The organism is Micromonospora lutea, assembly GCF_016863535.1.
In the GTDB taxonomy this organism is placed as follows: Bacteria; Actinomycetota; Actinomycetes; order Mycobacteriales; family Micromonosporaceae; genus Micromonospora; species Micromonospora lutea.
Genome location: NZ_BOPB01000009.1, coordinates 280324 through 297170 on the forward strand (window position 1 = coordinate 280324; position 16847 = coordinate 297170).

Annotated in this window: 17 protein-coding genes and 1 tRNA gene; 12 read left to right on the forward strand and 6 right to left on the reverse strand. The window is 71.9% G+C overall.

Annotation, left to right across the window (positions count from 1 at the left end; all coding sequences use genetic code 11):
• Window positions 1–80 precede the first annotated feature (80 nt).
• The 3 genes from Vlu01_RS09050 (at window position 81) to Vlu01_RS09060 (ending at window position 1196) form a co-directional block, all read left to right on the forward strand.
• Entirely contained in the window at window positions 81–518 is a 438-nt protein-coding gene (locus Vlu01_RS09050) for a DUF3052 domain-containing protein (RefSeq protein ID WP_203996518.1), read from the forward strand.
• A gap of 52 nt (window positions 519–570) precedes the next feature.
• A complete protein-coding gene (locus tag Vlu01_RS09055; protein ID WP_203996519.1) occupies window positions 571–1035 on the forward strand; it encodes a peroxiredoxin in 465 nt (154 codons plus the stop codon).
• 86 nt (window positions 1036–1121) lie between these two features.
• Window positions 1122–1196, forward strand: a tRNA-Val gene (locus Vlu01_RS09060).
• Between the two features lie 43 nt (window positions 1197–1239).
• On the opposite strand, the gene Vlu01_RS09065 is transcribed toward Vlu01_RS09060, so the two are convergent.
• Complete coding sequence (locus tag Vlu01_RS09065) at window positions 1240–1653, reverse strand: VOC family protein (protein ID WP_203996522.1); 414 nt, start codon at window positions 1651–1653, stop codon at window positions 1240–1242.
• 205 nt (window positions 1654–1858) lie between these two features.
• Between Vlu01_RS09065 and Vlu01_RS09070 the strand changes: the two genes are divergently transcribed.
• A complete protein-coding gene (locus Vlu01_RS09070; protein ID WP_203996523.1) occupies window positions 1859–2656 on the forward strand; it encodes an alpha/beta fold hydrolase in 798 nt (265 codons plus the stop codon).
• A gap of 5 nt (window positions 2657–2661) precedes the next feature.
• Here the strand turns inward: Vlu01_RS09070 and Vlu01_RS09075 are convergent, their stop codons facing one another.
• The gene (locus Vlu01_RS09075; protein WP_239095796.1) at window positions 2662–2994 is read right to left on the reverse strand and encodes a hypothetical protein; all 333 of its coding nucleotides are present in this window, start codon (window positions 2992–2994) and stop codon (window positions 2662–2664) included.
• Window positions 2995–3133: 139 nt separating this feature from the next.
• Here Vlu01_RS09075 and Vlu01_RS09080 point away from each other — a divergent pair, with 139 nt between their 5' ends.
• A complete protein-coding gene (locus Vlu01_RS09080; RefSeq protein WP_203996525.1) occupies window positions 3134–4279 on the forward strand; it encodes a polysaccharide pyruvyl transferase family protein in 1146 nt (381 codons plus the stop codon).
• Window positions 4280–4297: 18 nt separating this feature from the next.
• Here Vlu01_RS09080 and Vlu01_RS09085 read toward each other — a convergent pair whose 3' ends face one another.
• The gene (locus tag Vlu01_RS09085; RefSeq protein WP_203996528.1) at window positions 4298–4504 is read right to left on the reverse strand and encodes a DUF8847 domain-containing protein; all 207 of its coding nucleotides are present in this window, start codon (window positions 4502–4504) and stop codon (window positions 4298–4300) included.
• A gap of 126 nt (window positions 4505–4630) precedes the next feature.
• Window positions 4631–5500, reverse strand: coding sequence for a carbohydrate kinase family protein (locus Vlu01_RS09090; RefSeq protein WP_203996530.1), 870 nt, complete (start codon window positions 5498–5500; stop codon window positions 4631–4633).
• Between the two features lie 106 nt (window positions 5501–5606).
• Between Vlu01_RS09090 and Vlu01_RS09095 the strand changes: the two genes are divergently transcribed.
• On the forward strand, window positions 5607–8855 hold the full coding sequence (locus tag Vlu01_RS09095; RefSeq protein WP_203996532.1) for a DEAD/DEAH box helicase: 3249 nt from the start codon (window positions 5607–5609) through the stop codon (window positions 8853–8855).
• A complete protein-coding gene (locus Vlu01_RS09100) occupies window positions 8852–9871 on the forward strand; it encodes an SWIM zinc finger family protein (protein WP_203996534.1) in 1020 nt (339 codons plus the stop codon). Before Vlu01_RS09095 ends, Vlu01_RS09100 begins: the two co-directional genes overlap by 4 nt.
• Before the next feature lie 149 nt (window positions 9872–10020).
• Here Vlu01_RS09100 and Vlu01_RS09105 read toward each other — a convergent pair whose 3' ends face one another.
• Complete coding sequence (locus tag Vlu01_RS09105) at window positions 10021–10278, reverse strand: DUF3040 domain-containing protein (RefSeq protein ID WP_203996536.1); 258 nt, start codon at window positions 10276–10278, stop codon at window positions 10021–10023.
• Between the two features lie 488 nt (window positions 10279–10766).
• Here Vlu01_RS09105 and Vlu01_RS09110 point away from each other — a divergent pair, with 488 nt between their 5' ends.
• The 3 genes from Vlu01_RS09110 to Vlu01_RS09120 are packed head-to-tail and all read left to right on the forward strand — an operon-like array spanning window position 10767 to window position 13538.
• On the forward strand, window positions 10767–12185 hold the full coding sequence (locus Vlu01_RS09110; RefSeq protein ID WP_203996544.1) for a ferredoxin reductase family protein: 1419 nt from the start codon (window positions 10767–10769) through the stop codon (window positions 12183–12185).
• Window positions 12186–12198: 13 nt separating this feature from the next.
• Window positions 12199–12768, forward strand: coding sequence for an FMN-binding protein (locus tag Vlu01_RS09115; protein ID WP_203996548.1), 570 nt, complete (start codon window positions 12199–12201; stop codon window positions 12766–12768).
• Between the two features lie 47 nt (window positions 12769–12815).
• Window positions 12816–13538, forward strand: a complete 723-nt coding sequence (locus tag Vlu01_RS09120) for an FAD:protein FMN transferase (RefSeq protein ID WP_203997075.1) — start codon at window positions 12816–12818, stop codon at window positions 13536–13538.
• 402 nt (window positions 13539–13940) lie between these two features.
• Here the strand turns inward: Vlu01_RS09120 and Vlu01_RS09125 are convergent, their stop codons facing one another.
• Window positions 13941–14612: a bifunctional DNA primase/polymerase gene (locus Vlu01_RS09125; RefSeq protein ID WP_203996551.1), complete on the reverse strand. Its 672-nt coding sequence runs from the start codon at window positions 14610–14612 to the stop codon at window positions 13941–13943.
• A gap of 248 nt (window positions 14613–14860) precedes the next feature.
• Here Vlu01_RS09125 and Vlu01_RS09130 point away from each other — a divergent pair, with 248 nt between their 5' ends.
• Together Vlu01_RS09130 and Vlu01_RS09135 are read left to right on the forward strand one after the other, a co-directional pair.
• Window positions 14861–16090 carry a helix-turn-helix domain-containing protein gene (locus tag Vlu01_RS09130; protein ID WP_203996553.1) on the forward strand — a complete coding sequence of 410 codons (1230 nt, stop codon included), beginning with the start codon at window positions 14861–14863 and terminating at the stop codon, window positions 16088–16090.
• 13 nt (window positions 16091–16103) lie between these two features.
• Window positions 16104–16676 carry a flavoprotein gene (locus Vlu01_RS09135; protein WP_203996555.1) on the forward strand — a complete coding sequence of 191 codons (573 nt, stop codon included), beginning with the start codon at window positions 16104–16106 and terminating at the stop codon, window positions 16674–16676.
• The last annotated feature ends 171 nt before the right edge of the window (window positions 16677–16847 follow it).

Here is a 16847-nt window from a genome sequence, read left to right on the forward strand (position 1 = left end):
CAGGAGGGCACAACTGTGTGGACTTTGCCTGACGGCGTCGAACAGACGCCGGTTGAGACGAGATGAGGAGGCACGCGACAGTGAGCGCGACCGCTGGTCAGGCTGCTGACGGGGTACGCAGCCTGGCGGACCGGTTCGGCATCGAGCCGGGGATGGTCGTCATGGAGATGGGCTACGACGACGACGTCGATTCCGATCTCCGGGACGCCCTGACCGACCGTTGTGGAGATCTTGTCGACGAGGACACCGACGAGGTGGTCGACGCGGTGCTGGTCTGGTACCGGGATGGCGACGGTGATCTTTTCGAGCTGCTCGTCGACGCCCTCGGCCCACTGGCCGACAACGGGGTCGTGTGGCTGCTGACGCCCAAGGCCGGCCGCGAGGGCCACGTCGAGCCGAGCGAGATCGCCGAGTCGGCACCCACCGCCGGCCTCCAGCAGACTTCCACGATCAACGCGGGCCGGGACTGGAGCGGTGCCCGACTGGTGCTACGTCGCGGGGCCAAGAGCAAGAAGTGACCCGCCCCGGCGAGCGACCGAGGCCGCTCCGGAACCGATCCGAGGAGTACGCATGCCCATCGAGGTTGGCGCCCAGGCACCCGACTTCGTGTTGAAGGACCAGAACAACCAGGAGGTCCGACTCTCCGACTTCCGGGGCCGGCGTACCGTCCTGCTGGTCTTCTACCCGCTGGCGTTCACCGGAGTGTGCCAGGGCGAGCTGACCGAGGTACGGGACAACCTCGACGAGTACGTCAACGACGAAACCCAGTTGTTGACCGTCAGCGTCGACTCGGTCTTCGCTCACAAGGTCTGGGCGGATCGGGAGGACTACCAGTTCCCGCTGCTGTCGGACTTCTGGCCGCACGGCGCCGTCGCTCAGGCGTACGGCGTCTTCAACGACGTGGCCGGCATCGCCAACCGGGGCACCTTCGTCATCGACCGGGCCGGCGTGATCCGATTCGCCGAGATGACCATGCCCGGTGAATCCCGCGACCAGCAGGGCTGGCGCAAGGCCCTGGCGGAGGCCGTGGCCTGAGGCGGTCCACCCGAAGTGAGGCGTCCGTCCGGGCCGGCGGGTGGCAGGGTAAGCTTGCCAACCGCCGGCCCGCCGTACGGCGTTCCGGGCGCGTAGCTCAGTGGGAGAGCACTCGCCTTACAAGCGAGGGGTCGCAGGTTCGAAACCTGCCGCGCCCACCAGTACCAACAACGGCCCGGAGATCGATTCTCCGGGCCGTGACAGCTACTCGGCGTAGGGCTGGTCCGCGCCCTGGGCGCTGTAGCCGAGGCTCCAGATGTAGCCGTCCGGGTCGGCGAAGGAGCCGCCGTACCCACCCCAGGGAAGGGCGCCGGCGGGCTTGAGGATCGTCGCCCCGGCCCTCTCGGCCTCCGCGATGACCTCGTCGACCCGTGCCTGACTGCGGACCACGTAGGTGAGGACCAGTCCGCTGAAGCCGCTGCCTTCCGGGCTCGTGCCCACCTGGTCGGCCAGGCCCTCGCGGCCGTAGAAGCCGACCAACGAGCCGCCGTCCGATTCGAAGAACACCGAGACGCCGTAGTCATTCTTGACCTTCCAGCCGAGCCCTTCCGTGTAGAACTGCTTCGACCGGGCGAGGTCCCGGACACCGAGGAGGATCGAGCTGACGTTCGCTTTCATGCCCTGTCTCCTGAGCGCGTGAGGAATGATGCACACGAGGGTCACGCTATGAGCGGCTCCGTGTCCGGCGCTTCTTGATTCCTGACCGGTTCTCACCTGCCGCCGCCCCAGCGGCGTCCACCGTCGCGCAGTGCACCGAACCTCCCTCTCCATCAGCGAGGCGGCGGTCAGTAGCGGTTGGACAGCAGCGGACGGGAGGGTTCAGGTGGCTTACGCCGAAGCGAACGGCGTTCGATTCTGGTATGAGACGCACGGCGCCGGACGACCGTTGGTGCTGCTGCACGGCGGGTTCGGCGCGGTGGAGACCTTCGCCGCGATCCGGCCGGCCCTGGCGGGGCGTCGCCTCGTGGTCAGCATCGACCTACCGGGCCACGGACGCACCGCCGACGTCGGCCGGCCCCTGCGGTACGAGTCGATGGCCGACGACGTGGCGGCGCTGATCGTTCACCTCGGACTGGCCGAGGCCGAAGTGCTCGGCTTCTCCCTCGGCGGTGGGGTCGCCCTGCGGTTGGCGGTGCAGCACCGACAGTTGCTCCGCCGTCTCGTGGTGGTGTCCGCGCCGTGCCGGCGGCAGGGCTGGTTTCCCGAGGTGCTTGCCGGTATGCCTGAGCCGGACGAGGCGGCCGCCGAACGGCTGCGTGGCACGCCGCCCGAGCAGCTCTACCGGCGTGTCGCGCCGCGCCCGCAGGATTGGCCACGGCTCTGGGTCAGAACCGGTGAGTTGCTGCGCCGCGACTACGACTGGTCACCGGAGGTCGCCGCCATCACCACACCGACGATGCTGGTCTTCGCCGACGCCGACTCGGTCCGCCCGGCACACATGGTGGAGCTCTTCGGCCTGCTCGGTGGCGGCCATCGGGACGCCGGGTGGGACGGCACCGACCGCCCGGCCGCCCGGCTGGCCGTCCTTCCTGGACTCACCCACTACGACATCGTCGACTCACCCGCCCTCCCCGCCACGGTCCTGCCCTTCCTCACCCACTCGTCCACCCCGCCCACCTGACCCCGTTACCCCTTCGCCACGTTGATCATGAGGTTGTTGTCACCCCGCCCGGCTTGGCGCGACAACAACCTCATGATCAACCAGCGGGCCTGGCGGCGAGTGATCCGCGCCTCGGCCCGGTGCATGGCCGGGGTGTCCGGGTTCTGGGCGGGGCTGGCCGCTTTGACGAAGGCGCGACGGCCGCTGGTGGTGCGTACCCGGTCGGCGGTGCCGGGGGAGTAGCCGCCCGACTGCGACACCGCTTCGACCACCCGGTCCCCGATGATCTTCTCCACGGCGGATCGGACATCGGCGGGCAACTGGTGCCACCGTAGTCGGTTCCTCGTATCGGCCCGCATGTCGCTCACGGTGCCCGTGGGCGGACCTGGCCGGCAAGCCGTTTCCCAGCCGGGGTGGGTAGAGCGGCTCACCTGCGAGGACTGTTCACCAGCGCAGCGGGGAAACGGCGGAGCGGACGCACCTGGGGAGGAGCGACGGATGACGCGTGCCGGACTGACCATCGGCGTGCTCGGCTCGTACGGTGGACGCAACCTGGGCGACGAGGCGATCCTCACCGGTCTGCTGACCGATCTACGTCAGCAGGAGCCGCACGCACGGATCATCGTGTTCTCACGGAACCCCGCGCACACCGCGGTCGCCCATCCGGACGTGGAGGCGGTGCCGTGGGAGGGGGTCAGCAGAACCGACTCGGCCCTCGTGCTGTCTCAGCTCGACCTGCTCATCCTGGGCGGCGGTGGCATCCTCTACGACAAGGAGGCACGCCGCTACCTGCGGGTCGTACGGGTGGCGCAGGAGCGTGGTCTGCCGCTGCTGACGTACGCCGTCGGTGTCGGGCCGCTCAACGAGATGGTGGACACCGGCATGGTCCGGGAGACGTTGGCCGGCGCGGTCCAGGTGACCGTACGCGACCAGGAGTCGCGGATGGTGCTGGAGGAAGCTGGCCTGCTCAATCCGATCACCGTCACCGGCGACCCGGCGTTCCTGCTGGAACCCGAGGACTTCCCCGCGGACTTCCTCCGCGAGGAGGGCGTGCCGGCCGGCAAGCGGCTGGTCGGGATGAGCGTGCGGGAACCGGGCCGGGCGGCGGAACGGCTCGACGTGGACGGATATCACCGGCTGCTGGCGCAGATCGGCGACTTCCTGGTGCACCGGATCGACGCGCACGTGTTGTTCGTACCGATGGAGCGCGACGACATCCGGCACTCGCACGGGGTGCTGTCGCACATGATCGCCGCCGAGCGGGGGCGGATCCTGCACGGCACCTACTCGCCGCAGCAGGTGCTGGGGTTGATGCGCCACTTCGACCTGGCTGTCGGTATGCGCCTGCACTTCCTGATCTTCGCCGCGATGATGGGTACGCCGTTCCTGCCCCTGCCGTACGCCGGCAAGGTTTTCGACCTCGCGCAGCGGCTCGGGGTGCCGGCGTTGCGTGGCGTGGAGCGCGAGGTGGAGGGCCCCCTGCTGGCCGAGGTGGACCAGTTGTGGGACGAACGCGAACAGCGGGCCGAGGTCACCGCCCAGCGGGTGGCGCGGGTGTGCGACGAGGCCCGGGGCACCTCCCAGGTCACCCGGGCGGTGCTGGAGAGCCTGCGCAACCGGTCCCTCGTCGAGGTCGGTGCCTGACCGACGAGGCGGCGGGGTTCAGACCGCCGGCCCCCGCCAGCAGTAACGCCACTGTTGCCGGTCGGCGTCGACGGACTCCAACTCGTAGATCTCGGCCTCCGCCAGCCCTTCCGGTCCCAGTCGATGGTGGGTGAGCGGGGGCCGGCCGTTCGGGTCCAACTCGACCGTGACGTGCTCGCCGTCGGCCACGCCGCCCACCAGCGGGATCTCAACCGTGGATGCCATGGGCCCCATCCTGCCCCGCCCGTCGGTCACCCCGCAGGGCGAACCCGGCGATCATGCAGTTGTGGTTCCTGGTTCATCACGAATCGCGGCTCTTGGGAGGTGCCACAACTGCATGATCGGCGCGGGTTAGGGGTGGGGGAGGAGGTTCGGGGGGTACTGCATGCCGTCGTGGGTGCAGGCTGCGGCGGCGACTCGGGACGCGTATCCGGCCGCCTCCGCCCAGGTCGCGCCGCGCGACCGGGCCGCGATGACCCCGGCCGCGAAGGCGTCCCCGGCGCCGTTGGTGTCGATCACCGGGCCGGGCGGCACGGCCGCCGGAATCCGCTGCACACCGCCGCCCAGGTACAGGTCGGCGCCGTCCGCGCCCCGGGTCACCAGCACCGGGCGCGGCGCCAGCGTGCCGGCCACGGCCGCCGCCCGGTCGCCCAGCGCCGCGCCGCTGACCAGCACCAGCTCGGCGACGTCGGCGAACCGACGGTGGTACGCGTCGCGTCCGTCCCAGTCGTGCAGGTCGGTCGAGGTGCCCACCCCCTCGCCCAGCACGTCACCGAGGTCGGGCAGCAGCTCCCGCACCCATCCCATGATCGACAAGTGGACGTGGGTGGCGTCCCGGACCAGCTCCGCCACCTGAGCCGCCGTGAACGGTGGGGGACCGTCCGAGTCCCGGGGGTCGTACAGCGACATCCGCCGACCGGTGGGGTCGACCAGGTTCACCGACCGCCGGGTCCCCGCCGGGTCGTCGGCCAGGATCGCACGCACGTCGGTACCGGCCAACGCGGCCCGGACGACGGCACCCGCCGGGTCCACGCCCACCGTGTCGACCACCGTCACCCGCAGCCCGAGTGCGTGTGCGGCGAACACCAGACCGGCGCCGGTGTTGCCGACGCGCAGCTCGATCGGGTCGACGGTGACGGAGTCGACCACCGGCAGCGGCAGCCGGGGCACCCGTACCCGCACATCCACGCCGAGACCACCGATCACCAGAAGGTCGCACATGGCGCCGACGCTAGCCGGCCGGTGCCGCCTATCCTGGCCCGGGTGTCGACAGGACCCCGGGTCGCCGCCAGCGCCGAGCGGGGCCGTCCGGTCCGAGGGGGAGCGCGTGCTGGTCGTCCATGGGATGTGGCTGCCCGGTCGAGGGCTGGCGGTCTGGGCCGAGGACAGCACCCTGCCACCCCACGCCCCGCGTCGTCCCGGCCGAGCACCGCGAGCCCGGCCGCACCCGTTCGCCGCCGGGCACGCCACGCTGGTCGCGCTGCTGGCCGAGGTCGCCGAACCGGACGATCACGGAACGGCGCTGCTGCGGCTACCCACCCGGGCCGGCTCGCCGCTGGACTCGCCGGAACTGGTGCGCACCGCCGTCGTGGCACCGGTCCGTGGCCCGGTCACCCTCGCCGGGTGGCAGGTCCCGGTCCTGGCGTACGCCCCGGACGCCGCGCTGTCCCTGCTGCGTGCCGCCGCCGCGCTGGCCGCCGCGTCTGGCACGAGCCTGCGACACCTGGTCGAACTGGCTGACTTCGCCACCGACCTGGCCGCCCGGGGCCGGGTCCTGCCCAGCCTCGCCGATGTGCCTCCGGCCATGGCACCGCAAGGCGACCCGACCGGGACGTCGTCCGCCTGGGCGGTGTGGCGGCCCCTGCTGACCGGCACGGACATCACCTGGGCCCGGTCGCTGGCGCTGGCCCTGCCCCCCGCCGCCCGGGCCGTCGTCGAGGCGGAGCTGTCCGCGTTGGCACCTGGCGATCGGGACGGACACCGCCGGGCGGCCCCATCGGACACCGGCCGTCGTCGGACGGCGTCATCCGGTGCATCCGCTGCCGGCACCGGCCCGCGATCCGTGCCGCAGGCGTCGAGCTCGTCCGACGGGTCGGCGGACACGCCCGGGCTGCTCGTCGCCGACGCCCTCGACGCGCTCACCGATGCGGCGGTGCGCGCCGCGCTGCCGCCGATGACCCTGGCCAGGGGAGCGCGATCGAACAGCGCCGTCGCGGCCTGGCTCGGCGCGTTGACCGGGCCGCGTCGCGGGTTCACCGCCGAGGCAGCGGCGCTGCGCACGCTCCGGTCGGAGCTGGACCAGTGGCAGCGCGACGCCGCCGGTGGCACGGTGCGGGCCAGCTTCCGGCTGGTCGAGCCGTCGGCCGACGAGTTGACCGAACCGGTGCCGGTGGTGCCGACCGACCCCGCCGCCGTCGTCGCCACCGCCGGCCGGTGGCGGGTCGAGTTCGGGCTGCGCGCCAACGACGAGCCGGGCCTGCACGTCGACGCCGGACAGGTGTGGCGCGGCGACGGCGGCACCGTCGCCGGTGACCATCCGCAGGAGATCCTGCTGGCCGAGCTCGGCCGGGCCAGCCGCCTCTGGCCGGAACTGGACGTGGCCCTGCGTACCGCCCGGCCGGAAGCGCTGGAGCTGGACACCGAGGGCGCGCACCGGTTCCTGCGGGAGGGCGCGCCGACGCTGCACGCGGCGGGCTTCACGGTGCTGCTGCCAACGTGGTGGCAGCGGCCCGCGTCGCGGCTCGGCGCACGGCTGCGGGCCCGCTCCCGCAGCGCGCCCGGCGCGGTTGCCGGCCCGGCCGACCGGGTGGGACTGGACGCCCTGGTCGACTACCGCTGGGAGCTGGCCCTCGGCGACGAACCGTTGACCTCCGACGAGTTGACCCACCTGGCGGAGCTGAAGACCCCGCTGGTCCGGCTGCGGGGGCGCTGGGTCGAACTGGACCCCAAACGGCTCGCCGCCGGCCTGCGTCTGCTGCGCTCCACCGGCGAACTCACCGTGGCCGACCTGCTGCGACTCGGCCTGTCCGACGCCGATCAACCGGACGCGTTGCCGGTGCTCGAGGTGAGCGCCGACGGTGCGCTCGGCGACCTGCTCGCCGGTGCCGTGGAACACCGGCTCACCCCACTGGACGAGCCGCCGTCCTTCCACGGCACGCTGCGGCCGTACCAGCGACGGGGGCTGGCCTGGCTGGCGTTCCTCCAGTCGCTCGGGCTCGGTGGGGTCCTCGCCGACGACATGGGGCTGGGCAAGACGGTGCAACTGCTGGCGCTGCTGGCCGCCGACCCTCCGCAGGCCGGCCCGACCCTGCTGATCTGTCCGATGTCGCTGGTCGGCAACTGGCAGCGGGAGGCCGCCCGGTTCACCCCCGACAAACGCGTACACGTGCACCATGGCGCGCAGCGGGCGCGGGGCGCGCAGTTCACCGCCACCGTGCACGCCGCGGACCTGGTCCTCACCACGTATTCGGTGGCTGCCCGGGACGCGGCGGAGCTGGCCGGCGTCGACTGGCACCGGGTGGTGGTGGACGAGGCCCAGGCCATCAAGAACGCCGCCACCCGACAGGCCGAAGCGGTACGGGCACTGCCCGCGCGACACCGCATCGCGGTCACCGGTACGCCGGTGGAGAACCGGTTGGCGGATCTCTGGTCCATCATGCAGTTCGCCAATCCGGGCCTGCTCGGCCCGGCGGCGACGTTCCGCAAGCGGTTCGCCGAGCCGATCGAGCGGCACGGGGACGCCGAAACCGCCGAACGGCTTCGCCGGATCACCGGTCCGTTCGTGCTGCGCCGGCTCAAGACGGACTCGTCGATCATCTCGGACCTGCCGGAGAAGCTGGAGATGGAGGTCTTCTGCAATCTCACCGCCGAGCAGGCGGCGCTCTACCGGGTGGTCGTCGACGACATGCTGGCCCGGATCGAATCCAGTGACGGCATCGAGCGGCGCGGCCTGGTGCTGGCCACCATGACCCGGCTCAAGCAGGTCTGCAACCATCCCGCGCAACTGCTGCGCGACGGCTCGCCCCTGAACGGACGGTCCGGCAAGCTGGCCCGACTGGAAGAGATCCTCGACGAGGTCCTCGCGGCGGGGGAGAAGGCCCTGCTGTTCACCCAGTACGCCGAGTTCGGCGGGATGCTGCGCGGGCACCTGTCGGCCCGGTTCGGCCGGGAGGTGCTGTTCCTGCACGGCGGGGTCGGCAAGGCCGACCGCGACGCGATGGTGGCCCGTTTCCAGTCCGACAGCGGGCCGGCGCTGTTCGTCCTCTCGCTCAAGGCCGGCGGGACCGGCCTGACGCTGACCGCCGCCAACCACGTGGTGCACGTCGACCGGTGGTGGAACCCGGCGGTGGAGGACCAGGCCACCGACCGCGCGTTCCGGATCGGACAGCGCCGCCGGGTGCAGGTCCGCAAGTTCGTCTGTGCCGGCACGGTGGAGGAGAAGGTCGCCGCGCTGATCGCCGACAAGCGTGGCCTGGCCGCCTCGGTGGTCGGCACCGGCGAACAGTGGGTCACCGAACTGTCCACCAACCAACTGCGTGAGTTGTTCGCCCTGGAGGCGGGAGCAGTGGCCGAGTGAGCACCGACAGCGCGGGCAGGTTCGCCGACTACGGTCGGCCGCGCCGGGTCGATGGCGGCCTGCGCGCCCGCAGCACCCGTGGCGCGATCGGGGTCTCCTGGTGGTCCCGCCGATTCCTGGAGGTGCTGGAGTCCTTCGCGCTCGGCACCCGGCTGACCCGGGGCCGGTCGTACGCCCGCGCCGGGCAGGTGCTTCGCCTCAACGTCGCCCCGGGCGTGGTGAGCGCGGTGGTGCAGGGATCCCGGCCCACGCCGTACCAGGTCAGCGTGGCACTGCCACCCTTTCCGGTTCGGCTGTGGGCCCGGATCGAGGGGGAACTCGCCGCCCAGGCGTTCTTCAGTGCCCGGCTGCTCGCCGGCGACCTGCCGGCCGAGTTGGAGGAGCTGTTCGTCGCGGCCGGAGCGCCGTTGTTCCCGGCGGCGGTCACCGACCTGGACCAGCGGTGCTCGTGCCCGGACGTCGCGGTGCCCTGCAAGCACCTCGCCGCCACCTTCTATCTGCTCGCCGAGGCGTTCGACGCGGACCCGTTCACCCTGCTGCACTGGCGTGGTCGCAGCCGGTCGGAACTGCTCGCCCGGCTGCGACGACTGCGCGCCGAGACCCATCCGTCCACGACCACGCAAGCGCGGGACGGTGAACCGGCCGGTGTCGACGTTCCGGCAGCGCGGGACGTGGCAGCGTCGCCGGAACGGACCTCCCGACGTGGCCGCTCCCGCGCCCGGGCCGCCGGGCCGGCCGACGCCGGCCGGGTGGCCGACGGTGGATGGCCGGGCCACCAGGAGGTGGAGATGCCCGCCACCGGTGCCACCCGGGCGCTGGCCGACCTGCCCGTCACACCGCTGGCCGAGACGGTCGACCGGTTCTGGCTGCCGCCCGTGCCGCTGCCGGACCGTCCGCCGACCCTGACCACCCAGCCGGACCTGTTGTTACGGCAGTTGGGCGCGCCCGCGCCGGCCATCGGTGGACCGGGACTCGTCGAACGTCTCGGTCACGCCTACCGCCAGCTCGGCGATTAGGCCGGGTCTCCTGAGGCTCGCCCGAAGCGAGCGGGGCACGGTCCTGTGACACCCGGGCCTCGTCGTCATGGTCACGCTCGATCCAGGATCGAATGGCCTTCCGCGTCGCTACGCGGCCAGTCGATCCTGGACGGAACGCGACCTGTCGGTCACAGCCAACGTTGCCGGAACCGCCACATCAGCACCGCGTTGGTCAACAACACCACCGCGAAGATCGCCCCGGCGACCCGGCCGGCGAGTACGGTGGTCGCCGGCAGCGCCGCCCAGAGTGCGACGGTCAACAACAGCAGCCAGCGGCCATGACGGCCCCGGGCCCGATGGTCGAGCCGAGCGAAGAACGCCGGGTCGCTCTCTCGCAGGTTGCGGGTGATCTGCTCAAATCTGCGTTGATCCTCTTTGCTGAGCATGTGCCTTCCCCTCACGCGTTCAGCAACGGTGTGGCCGAATACCCGCTGGGGTGACGGCTAACGCGCTCGTGCTGTTGCTACTTTGGGGCACTCCGGGGCGAGCAGGAGCGACCGGCGGCAGCTGAGCGGTTGCTTATCCGCACCTTAAGTTTCGGGCGGTGCGGCGGGGTGGCACGGCAGCCGGTGTCAGGGGGTGGGATTGTCACCCACTGACCGGGTGTGGCCGGCGAACGCCCTGCTTGCGGCGTGCATACCCGAGGTGGTCCGGTACCCGCCGGACGTCTGGTCCCTGATGAGCTCAGCCTTAAGTGCCCCGACCGGGCGGGTCGGCCCGTCTTGTCGGGGTGACGATCGGTGACTATCTTCCCGGGCAAAACCCTCAGGCTCAGTCGTCGCACCTCGGGAGACCGGTCACGGCCTGAGGCGACGCGCGGCAGGAATCGGAAACGGTGCATGGCCGATCAGCTCGACGAGTGCGGCGGCCGGGCGTGACGACCTACCCCCGCCCGTACGCCGGCCCCCGGCCGGACCTCAGCCCCGGGGCGTGGTCGCACCACCATCCGCCCGCCCCACCGCCGGCCGTGCCCCGGCGTGGTGCCGGTGGCCGGCGACTGCTGATCGTGCTGTTCCTGGGCGGTCTCGTCGCCAGTGTGCTGCCGTGGTGGCGGGACACCCCGGCCGGCTCCCTGACCGGCACCACCGCGATGATCACGGCCGCCGGTCAGATCACCGGCCTGGTCGCCGGCTACCTGCTGCTGGTCCAGGTGCTGATGATGAGCCGCCTGCCGATGCTGGAACGGTGGGCCGGCGGCGAGCGGATCGCTCGGTGGCACCGCGACGTCGCCGCCACCCTGCTGGTCGCGGTGCTCGCGCACACGGCTCTGATCGTGGTCGGCTACGCCGGGCTGGAGGGTCGCTCGCCGCTGGGCCAGGCCGGGGTGATGCTGCGCGAGTACCAGGACATGGTCTCCGCGTTCGCCGCCGCCGGTCTGCTGGTGCTGGTCGGCCTGGTCAGCGTGCGGGCGGTACGCCGGGTGCTGCCGTACGAGCTGTGGCACGCCACCCACCTGGCCGCGTACGCCGTGCTGCTGCTCGGCTTCGCCCACCAGTTCAGCAACGGCAGCCAGCTGTTCCGGCCCGGCCCGGCGCGGACCGGCTGGATCGCCCTGTACGTGCTGGTGGTCGTCGCGTGGCTGTGGGGTCGAGTGATCATTCCGCTGCGGTTCAACCTGCGGCACCGGCTACGGCTGAGTGACGTGGTCACCGAAGGTCCCGACGCCGTCTCGCTCTACCTGACCGGGGAACGCCTCGATCGGTTGAAGCTGCTGGGTGGACAGTTCTTCCGTTGGCGTTTCCTGACCCGGGGTTGCTGGTGGCAGTCGCACCCGTTCTCGGTCTCCGCCGCCGCCAACGACCGCTGGTTGCGACTGACCGTCAAAGTGGTCGGTCGACATACCCAGGATCTGCGCAACCTCGACCCCGGCGTACGGGTCTGGGCGGTCGGTCCGTCGGGCACCTGCACGGCGGCTCACCGCACCCACGAGCGGGCACTGCTGATCGCCGCCGGCAGCGGCATCACCCCGCTGCGGGCGATGCTGGAGGAACTGCCACCCGGCGCCGCCCTGATCTACCGGGCCCGTACCCCTGCCGACGTGCTGTTGCAGGAGGAACTGGACTGGCTGTCCCGCAACCGCGGTCTGCGGGTCTGGTACGTCATGGGCTCCCGCAGCGACCCCGGTCCACGGCAGGTGATGACCCCGGACGGACTACGTCAGCTGGTGCCGGACGTGGCCCGGCGCGACGTGTACCTGTGCGGCCCGCCCGGCCTGGTCGAGCAGTACCGTCGGGTGCTCCGCCAGGCCGGCGTGCGCCGCCGTCAGATCCACCTCGCCACCTTCGAACTCTGAGAGGGTTCACCGCATGCGCCGCGCGCTCCTCGCGATCACCGGCCTGGCCGCCAGCACCACCGCGCTGGTGGTGTTCAAGGCCACCCCGGGCACCGGTCAACTCGCCCGGGAGGAACCCGCGCCGCCACCTCCCGTCGCCGAGGGGCCGCAACCGTCGACCAGCTCGAAGGCGACGAAGCCGAAGGCCGGCAGCTCACCGAAGCCGAACCGCAGCGCGTCCGGGGCGAGCCGGTCCGACTCGGGTGGCACCCCGAAGACTCCCGCCGCTTCCCGGGCCGGTACGGCCGCCGCGCAACCCACCCCCAGCACGGTCATCGGGCCGGTGGTGACCAACGAGTTCGGTGACGTGCAGGTCCGGATCAGTGTGGTCGGCGACCAGATCGTCAACGCGGCGGCGCTGCGGCTGCCGCGTGGGACGGCACAGTCGGACCAGCGCAGCGACCAGGTCGACAGCCGTTACAGCGGTGCGGTGGGGATGGTGGTGGAACGGCAGAGCGCCGACCTGGACACCGTTTCGGGCGCGACCGCGACCAGTGACGCCTACCGGCGGTCGTTGCAGGCCGCGATCGACCAGGCGCGATGAGTACGGGCACGGTGATCCGGCCCGGGCTGCGTCGCGTCGAACACGTGATGGGGACGGCGGTCAGCCTCGACATCGCCGAGGACCGGTCCACGTCGGAGCTGGCCACGCTGGCCGACGAGGTGTTCGCCTGGCTACGGGAGGTGGACGCGAGGTTCAGCACGTACCGGCCGGACAGCGAGGTGTGCCGCTTCGACCGGGGCGAGTTGCTGCTCTCGGAAGCGTCGGCCGACCTGCGCCGGGTGCTGGAACGCTGCGCCGACCTGTGGGGTGCCACCGACGGCTTCTTCGACGCGTACGCCACCGGCGGGCTGGACCCGTCCGGGTACGTCAAGGGCTGGGCCGTCCAGGTCGCCTCGGACCGGTTGCGGGCCGCGGGTGTCGACAACCACTGCCTGAACGCCGGTGGTGACGTGCGGGTACGGGGCCGGTCGTCGACCGGGCTGCCGTGGCGGATCGGCGTGCGGCACCCCTGGAACCCGTCGGCGGTCTGCCTGGTGCTCACCGGGACGGACCTCGCGATCGCCACGTCAGGTGTCTACGAGCGCGGCCCCCACGTTCGGGACCCGCGTCGGGGAGTCCCGGCGCGGGGTCTGCGGTCGGTGACCGTGATCGGGCATGACCTTGGACTGGCCGACGCGTACGCCACCGCGGCGGTGGCCATGGGTGTGGCGGGCATCGGCTGGCTGGACCGGCTGCCCGCACACCGGCACGCGGTGGTCACCGACGACGGGCAGTGCCTGCACTCGGCCGACCTGCCGGCGATCGACTGATGCCGCCGACCGGTTCGATCCGTGGCGGTCCAGGCAGTCCGCCCGGCCGGGAACCACCGGCCCGGATCGCCGCCTGCTGCCGACCGCCGCGTGCTGCCGACCGCCGGGTTCGGCACGGTTCAGGGCCAGCGGGGCAGCCGGTGGGTGCTCGCCGGGCGGGACCCGGTCGGCCGGGGGCGGCCGGGCCGCGAGCCCGGCGGACGGGTGGCCGCCCATCGGTGCCCGAGTCGGTGTCGCCGAGGCGGCTCTGCCCCGCCCGGGTGGTGTCTGGTGTCGTCGGTGGACATCGCATCCCCGCTCCCGGCGCGGACGCGCCGTCAAAGCATCCAACGAGCGCCGGTGCTCCCGGGTCTCGCTGCCGGCGCGTCGCACCAGGTGACCAGCCGGCCGGCGAGGCGCCCGTCAGTGGCCTCGGCGGGGCAGCGGCAGATGACCGGGGACCAGCGCCGAGGTCAGCGTCACTCCGGTCGCCCGCAGCGCCTCGACCAACGTGTTCTGCACGAGGTAGGCGTCCGGCAGCTGCCACCGGGCCTGCTCCGGAGCGACCGCCCAGCGGACCTGCCCCTCGGGCAGCCGGGTCGGCGGCGCCGCGATCCACGATCCTCGACCGTGCAGGACCACGTCGAAGCAGTGCTCCAGTTCGGGTCGCAGTGGGTCACCCGGGCGGACCAGGAACATCCACCGCCCGGTCGGGGTGACCAGCACCGGTCCGCGTACCCCCGGGCCGACCGGGTGGGCGCGTACCGCGTCAAGGACCATCCGGCCCAGGTGGGCGGGGATCTCCAGCACGTCGAAGGAGCGGCCGGTGGGCAGCAGTACGCCGTGTGGCCGGGACCGCCACCAGGTGGCCACCCGTGCCGGGTCGACGCTGGCAGCATGCTCCCAGTCCTCCAGGGCGGGATGGCAGCCGACCGTCGGGCAGCCGGCCCGGCCGCAGACGAAGCGGCTCCGCGCCAGGCAGGCGCCCGGGGTCACCGCCCAGCCGTGCAGCGCGTAGCGCACCGCGACCCGGCGCAGTCGTACCCGTTCCAACGGCGACAGACGCGCCACGTGTGGTCCGACAGTTCCCCACATTGGTGCCATCTCCCCTCGCCGCGCCCGACCGGCGTCAGCTCGTACGTCGAGACCCGTCACTGCCGTGGCCCGTCATCGTTTGGTTTGACAAAGTGGCCGATGCAACTTGCACGAAAAGTACGAGGTCCGACCAGATCACTGACGCACTTCCTGTGCGACCAGCGAAAACCTGAGATCCGGACGGATCGCCGCGCCGACCGAACGGCCCCCGGCCCCCGGCCAGGGCTCCAGCGAGGAGAGGACTGGGGATGGACGAGCTGCCCATAGGACGGCGGGTGGCCTACTGGCGCGGCCGGCGGAAAATGTCGCAACAGGTCTTCGCCGACCGGTTGGGCAAGTCGAAGAGTTGGGTCGACAAAATCGAGCGGGGCGTACGGCGGCTGGACAAGTTCTCCGTGCTCTACGAGATCGCGGACATCCTCCAGATGGACGTGCAGCTGCTGCTCGGCAAGGACCCGGAGCGGCGTACCGACGCGCTCAACTGCATCGACCAGTTCGAGGTGGAGGAGATCCGGGCCGCGCTGGAGCGCTACGACGCGATCAGCGCGTACTTCGACGCGGCACCGAGCCCACCACCACTGGCCGACATGAGCAAAGCGGTCACCCACGCCTGGCTGACCTACCAGTACGGCCGCTACGGAATGCTCATCCGAGCGCTGCCGAAGCTGCTCCGTGATGCCCAGGCGGCCGATGCCGCGTACGGCGGCGACCAGGCCCAGCGCGCCGCCCACCTGCTCGGTCAGGTCTACCAGCTCGCCTCCTCGGTGCTCCGCAAGCTGGGCGAGTGTGACCTCGCCTGGCTCGCCGCCGACCGTTCCATCGCCGTCGCGCAACGCGCCGACGACCAGTTGCTCGCCGGTGTCGCCACCACCCGGGTCTGCAACGCCCTGGTGGCGATGGGCCGACCCCGGCCCGCGCTGGAGCTGAACGTACGGATCGCCAATCGGGTGGCACCGGGCGGCGGCAACGACAGCCGACCGGAGCGCCTCTCCGTCTACGGGATGCTGTTGCTTCAGGGCGCGATGGCCGCCTCCCGCATCGGTGACACCGCCACCGTCGAGGATCTGCTGAACGAAGCTCACGCGGCGGCGGTCGAACTCGGCGGCGACCAGAACCACTACTGGACGTCGTTCGGGCCGACCAACGTGGAGCTGCACCGGGCGGCGGCCGCCGTCGAGCTGGGCGACGGCGGGCGGGCCGTCGAGGTTCACCGCCAGAAGATCCAGCCCGCGCTGTTCGACGCGCTGCTCCCCGAACGCCGGGCGCACCACCTGCTCGACCTGGCCCGGGGCTTCGCTCAGATCGGCGACGTGGCCAACGCCGGTGAGATGCTGCTCCGCGGTGACCGCCTGGCGCCGTCCGAGATTCGCTGCCGCCCGATCGCCCACGAGGTCATGTCAGACGTCCTACGTCGCACACGTGGTGCGCCGCCTTCTCCGATCGCGGAGTTGGCTGAGCACATGGGAGTAGGAGTATGACCTCGGAGCCGGCATGACCGGTTCGCACCGCCACGACGGGCACCGCCAGGTGCTCTACATCATCGCCTGTGGCTCGCCACTGGCCCGAGACGTGGGCCGGCTCGTTGACCTGGCCCAACAGGACAGCTGGGACGTCTGCGTGATCACCACGCCCGACGGCGCCAAGTTCGTCGACCGCACCGCGCTGGCCCGACAGACCGGCCACCCGGTACGTACGCACTACAAGAACCCGGGCGATCCCGACGTGCTGCCCACCGCCGACGCCATGATCGTCTGCCCGGCCACGGTCAACACCGTCAACAAGTGGGTGGCCGGCATCACGGACACCCTCGCCCTGGGGCTGCTGGTGGAGGCGCAAGGCCGGGGGATACCGCTGGTGGCCGTGCCGTACACCAACGCGGCGATGGCCGCCCACCCCGCCTTCCGGGCGGGCCTCGCCCGGCTCTCCGAATGGGGGGTGGGCGTGCTCTTCGGCGACGACGTCTTCCCCCTGCACGCGCCGGGGACGGGTGAACGGCACCAGCATGCCTTTCCGTGGGCGCTGCCGCTGACCGCCGTGCGTGACCGCCTCTGTCGCACCGGTTGACCAGCAGCCCACCGTCGACGACCGCCGGACCGGGATCCGGTGCCACCTGACACCCGGTTCCGACCGCCGAAGAATCCGCGACCCGGCCACGGGCGTTCACCCGTGGCCGGGTCCGCACTGTCGACGCGGCACGGTCGGGCACCGAACCGGGGCTCGGGTAAGCCCGGGTGA

What these genes read in the sequence shown, in the direction of transcription:
- Vlu01_RS09055 (WP_203996519.1), top strand. Translation starts at nt 571, where the DNA reads ATGCCCATCGAGGTTGGCGCCCAGGCACCCGACTTCGTGTTGAAGGAC.
- Vlu01_RS09065 (WP_203996522.1), bottom strand. Translation starts at nt 1,653, where the DNA reads ATGAAAGCGAACGTCAGCTCGATCCTCCTCGGTGTCCGGGACCTCGCC.
- Vlu01_RS09075 (WP_239095796.1), bottom strand. Translation starts at nt 2,994, where the DNA reads ATGCGGGCCGATACGAGGAACCGACTACGGTGGCACCAGTTGCCCGCC.
- Vlu01_RS09080 (WP_203996525.1), top strand. Translation starts at nt 3,134, where the DNA reads ATGACGCGTGCCGGACTGACCATCGGCGTGCTCGGCTCGTACGGTGGA.
- Vlu01_RS09085 (WP_203996528.1), bottom strand. Translation starts at nt 4,504, where the DNA reads ATGGCATCCACGGTTGAGATCCCGCTGGTGGGCGGCGTGGCCGACGGC.
- Vlu01_RS09090 (WP_203996530.1), bottom strand. Translation starts at nt 5,500, where the DNA reads ATGTGCGACCTTCTGGTGATCGGTGGTCTCGGCGTGGATGTGCGGGTA.
- Vlu01_RS09105 (WP_203996536.1), bottom strand. Translation starts at nt 10,278, where the DNA reads ATGCTCAGCAAAGAGGATCAACGCAGATTTGAGCAGATCACCCGCAAC.
- Vlu01_RS09115 (WP_203996548.1), top strand. Translation starts at nt 12,199, where the DNA reads ATGCGCCGCGCGCTCCTCGCGATCACCGGCCTGGCCGCCAGCACCACC.
- Vlu01_RS09120 (WP_203997075.1), top strand. Translation starts at nt 12,816, where the DNA reads ATGGGGACGGCGGTCAGCCTCGACATCGCCGAGGACCGGTCCACGTCG.
- Vlu01_RS09125 (WP_203996551.1), bottom strand. Translation starts at nt 14,612, where the DNA reads ATGTGGGGAACTGTCGGACCACACGTGGCGCGTCTGTCGCCGTTGGAA.
- Vlu01_RS09130 (WP_203996553.1), top strand. Translation starts at nt 14,861, where the DNA reads ATGGACGAGCTGCCCATAGGACGGCGGGTGGCCTACTGGCGCGGCCGG.
- Vlu01_RS09135 (WP_203996555.1), top strand. Translation starts at nt 16,104, where the DNA reads ATGACCGGTTCGCACCGCCACGACGGGCACCGCCAGGTGCTCTACATC.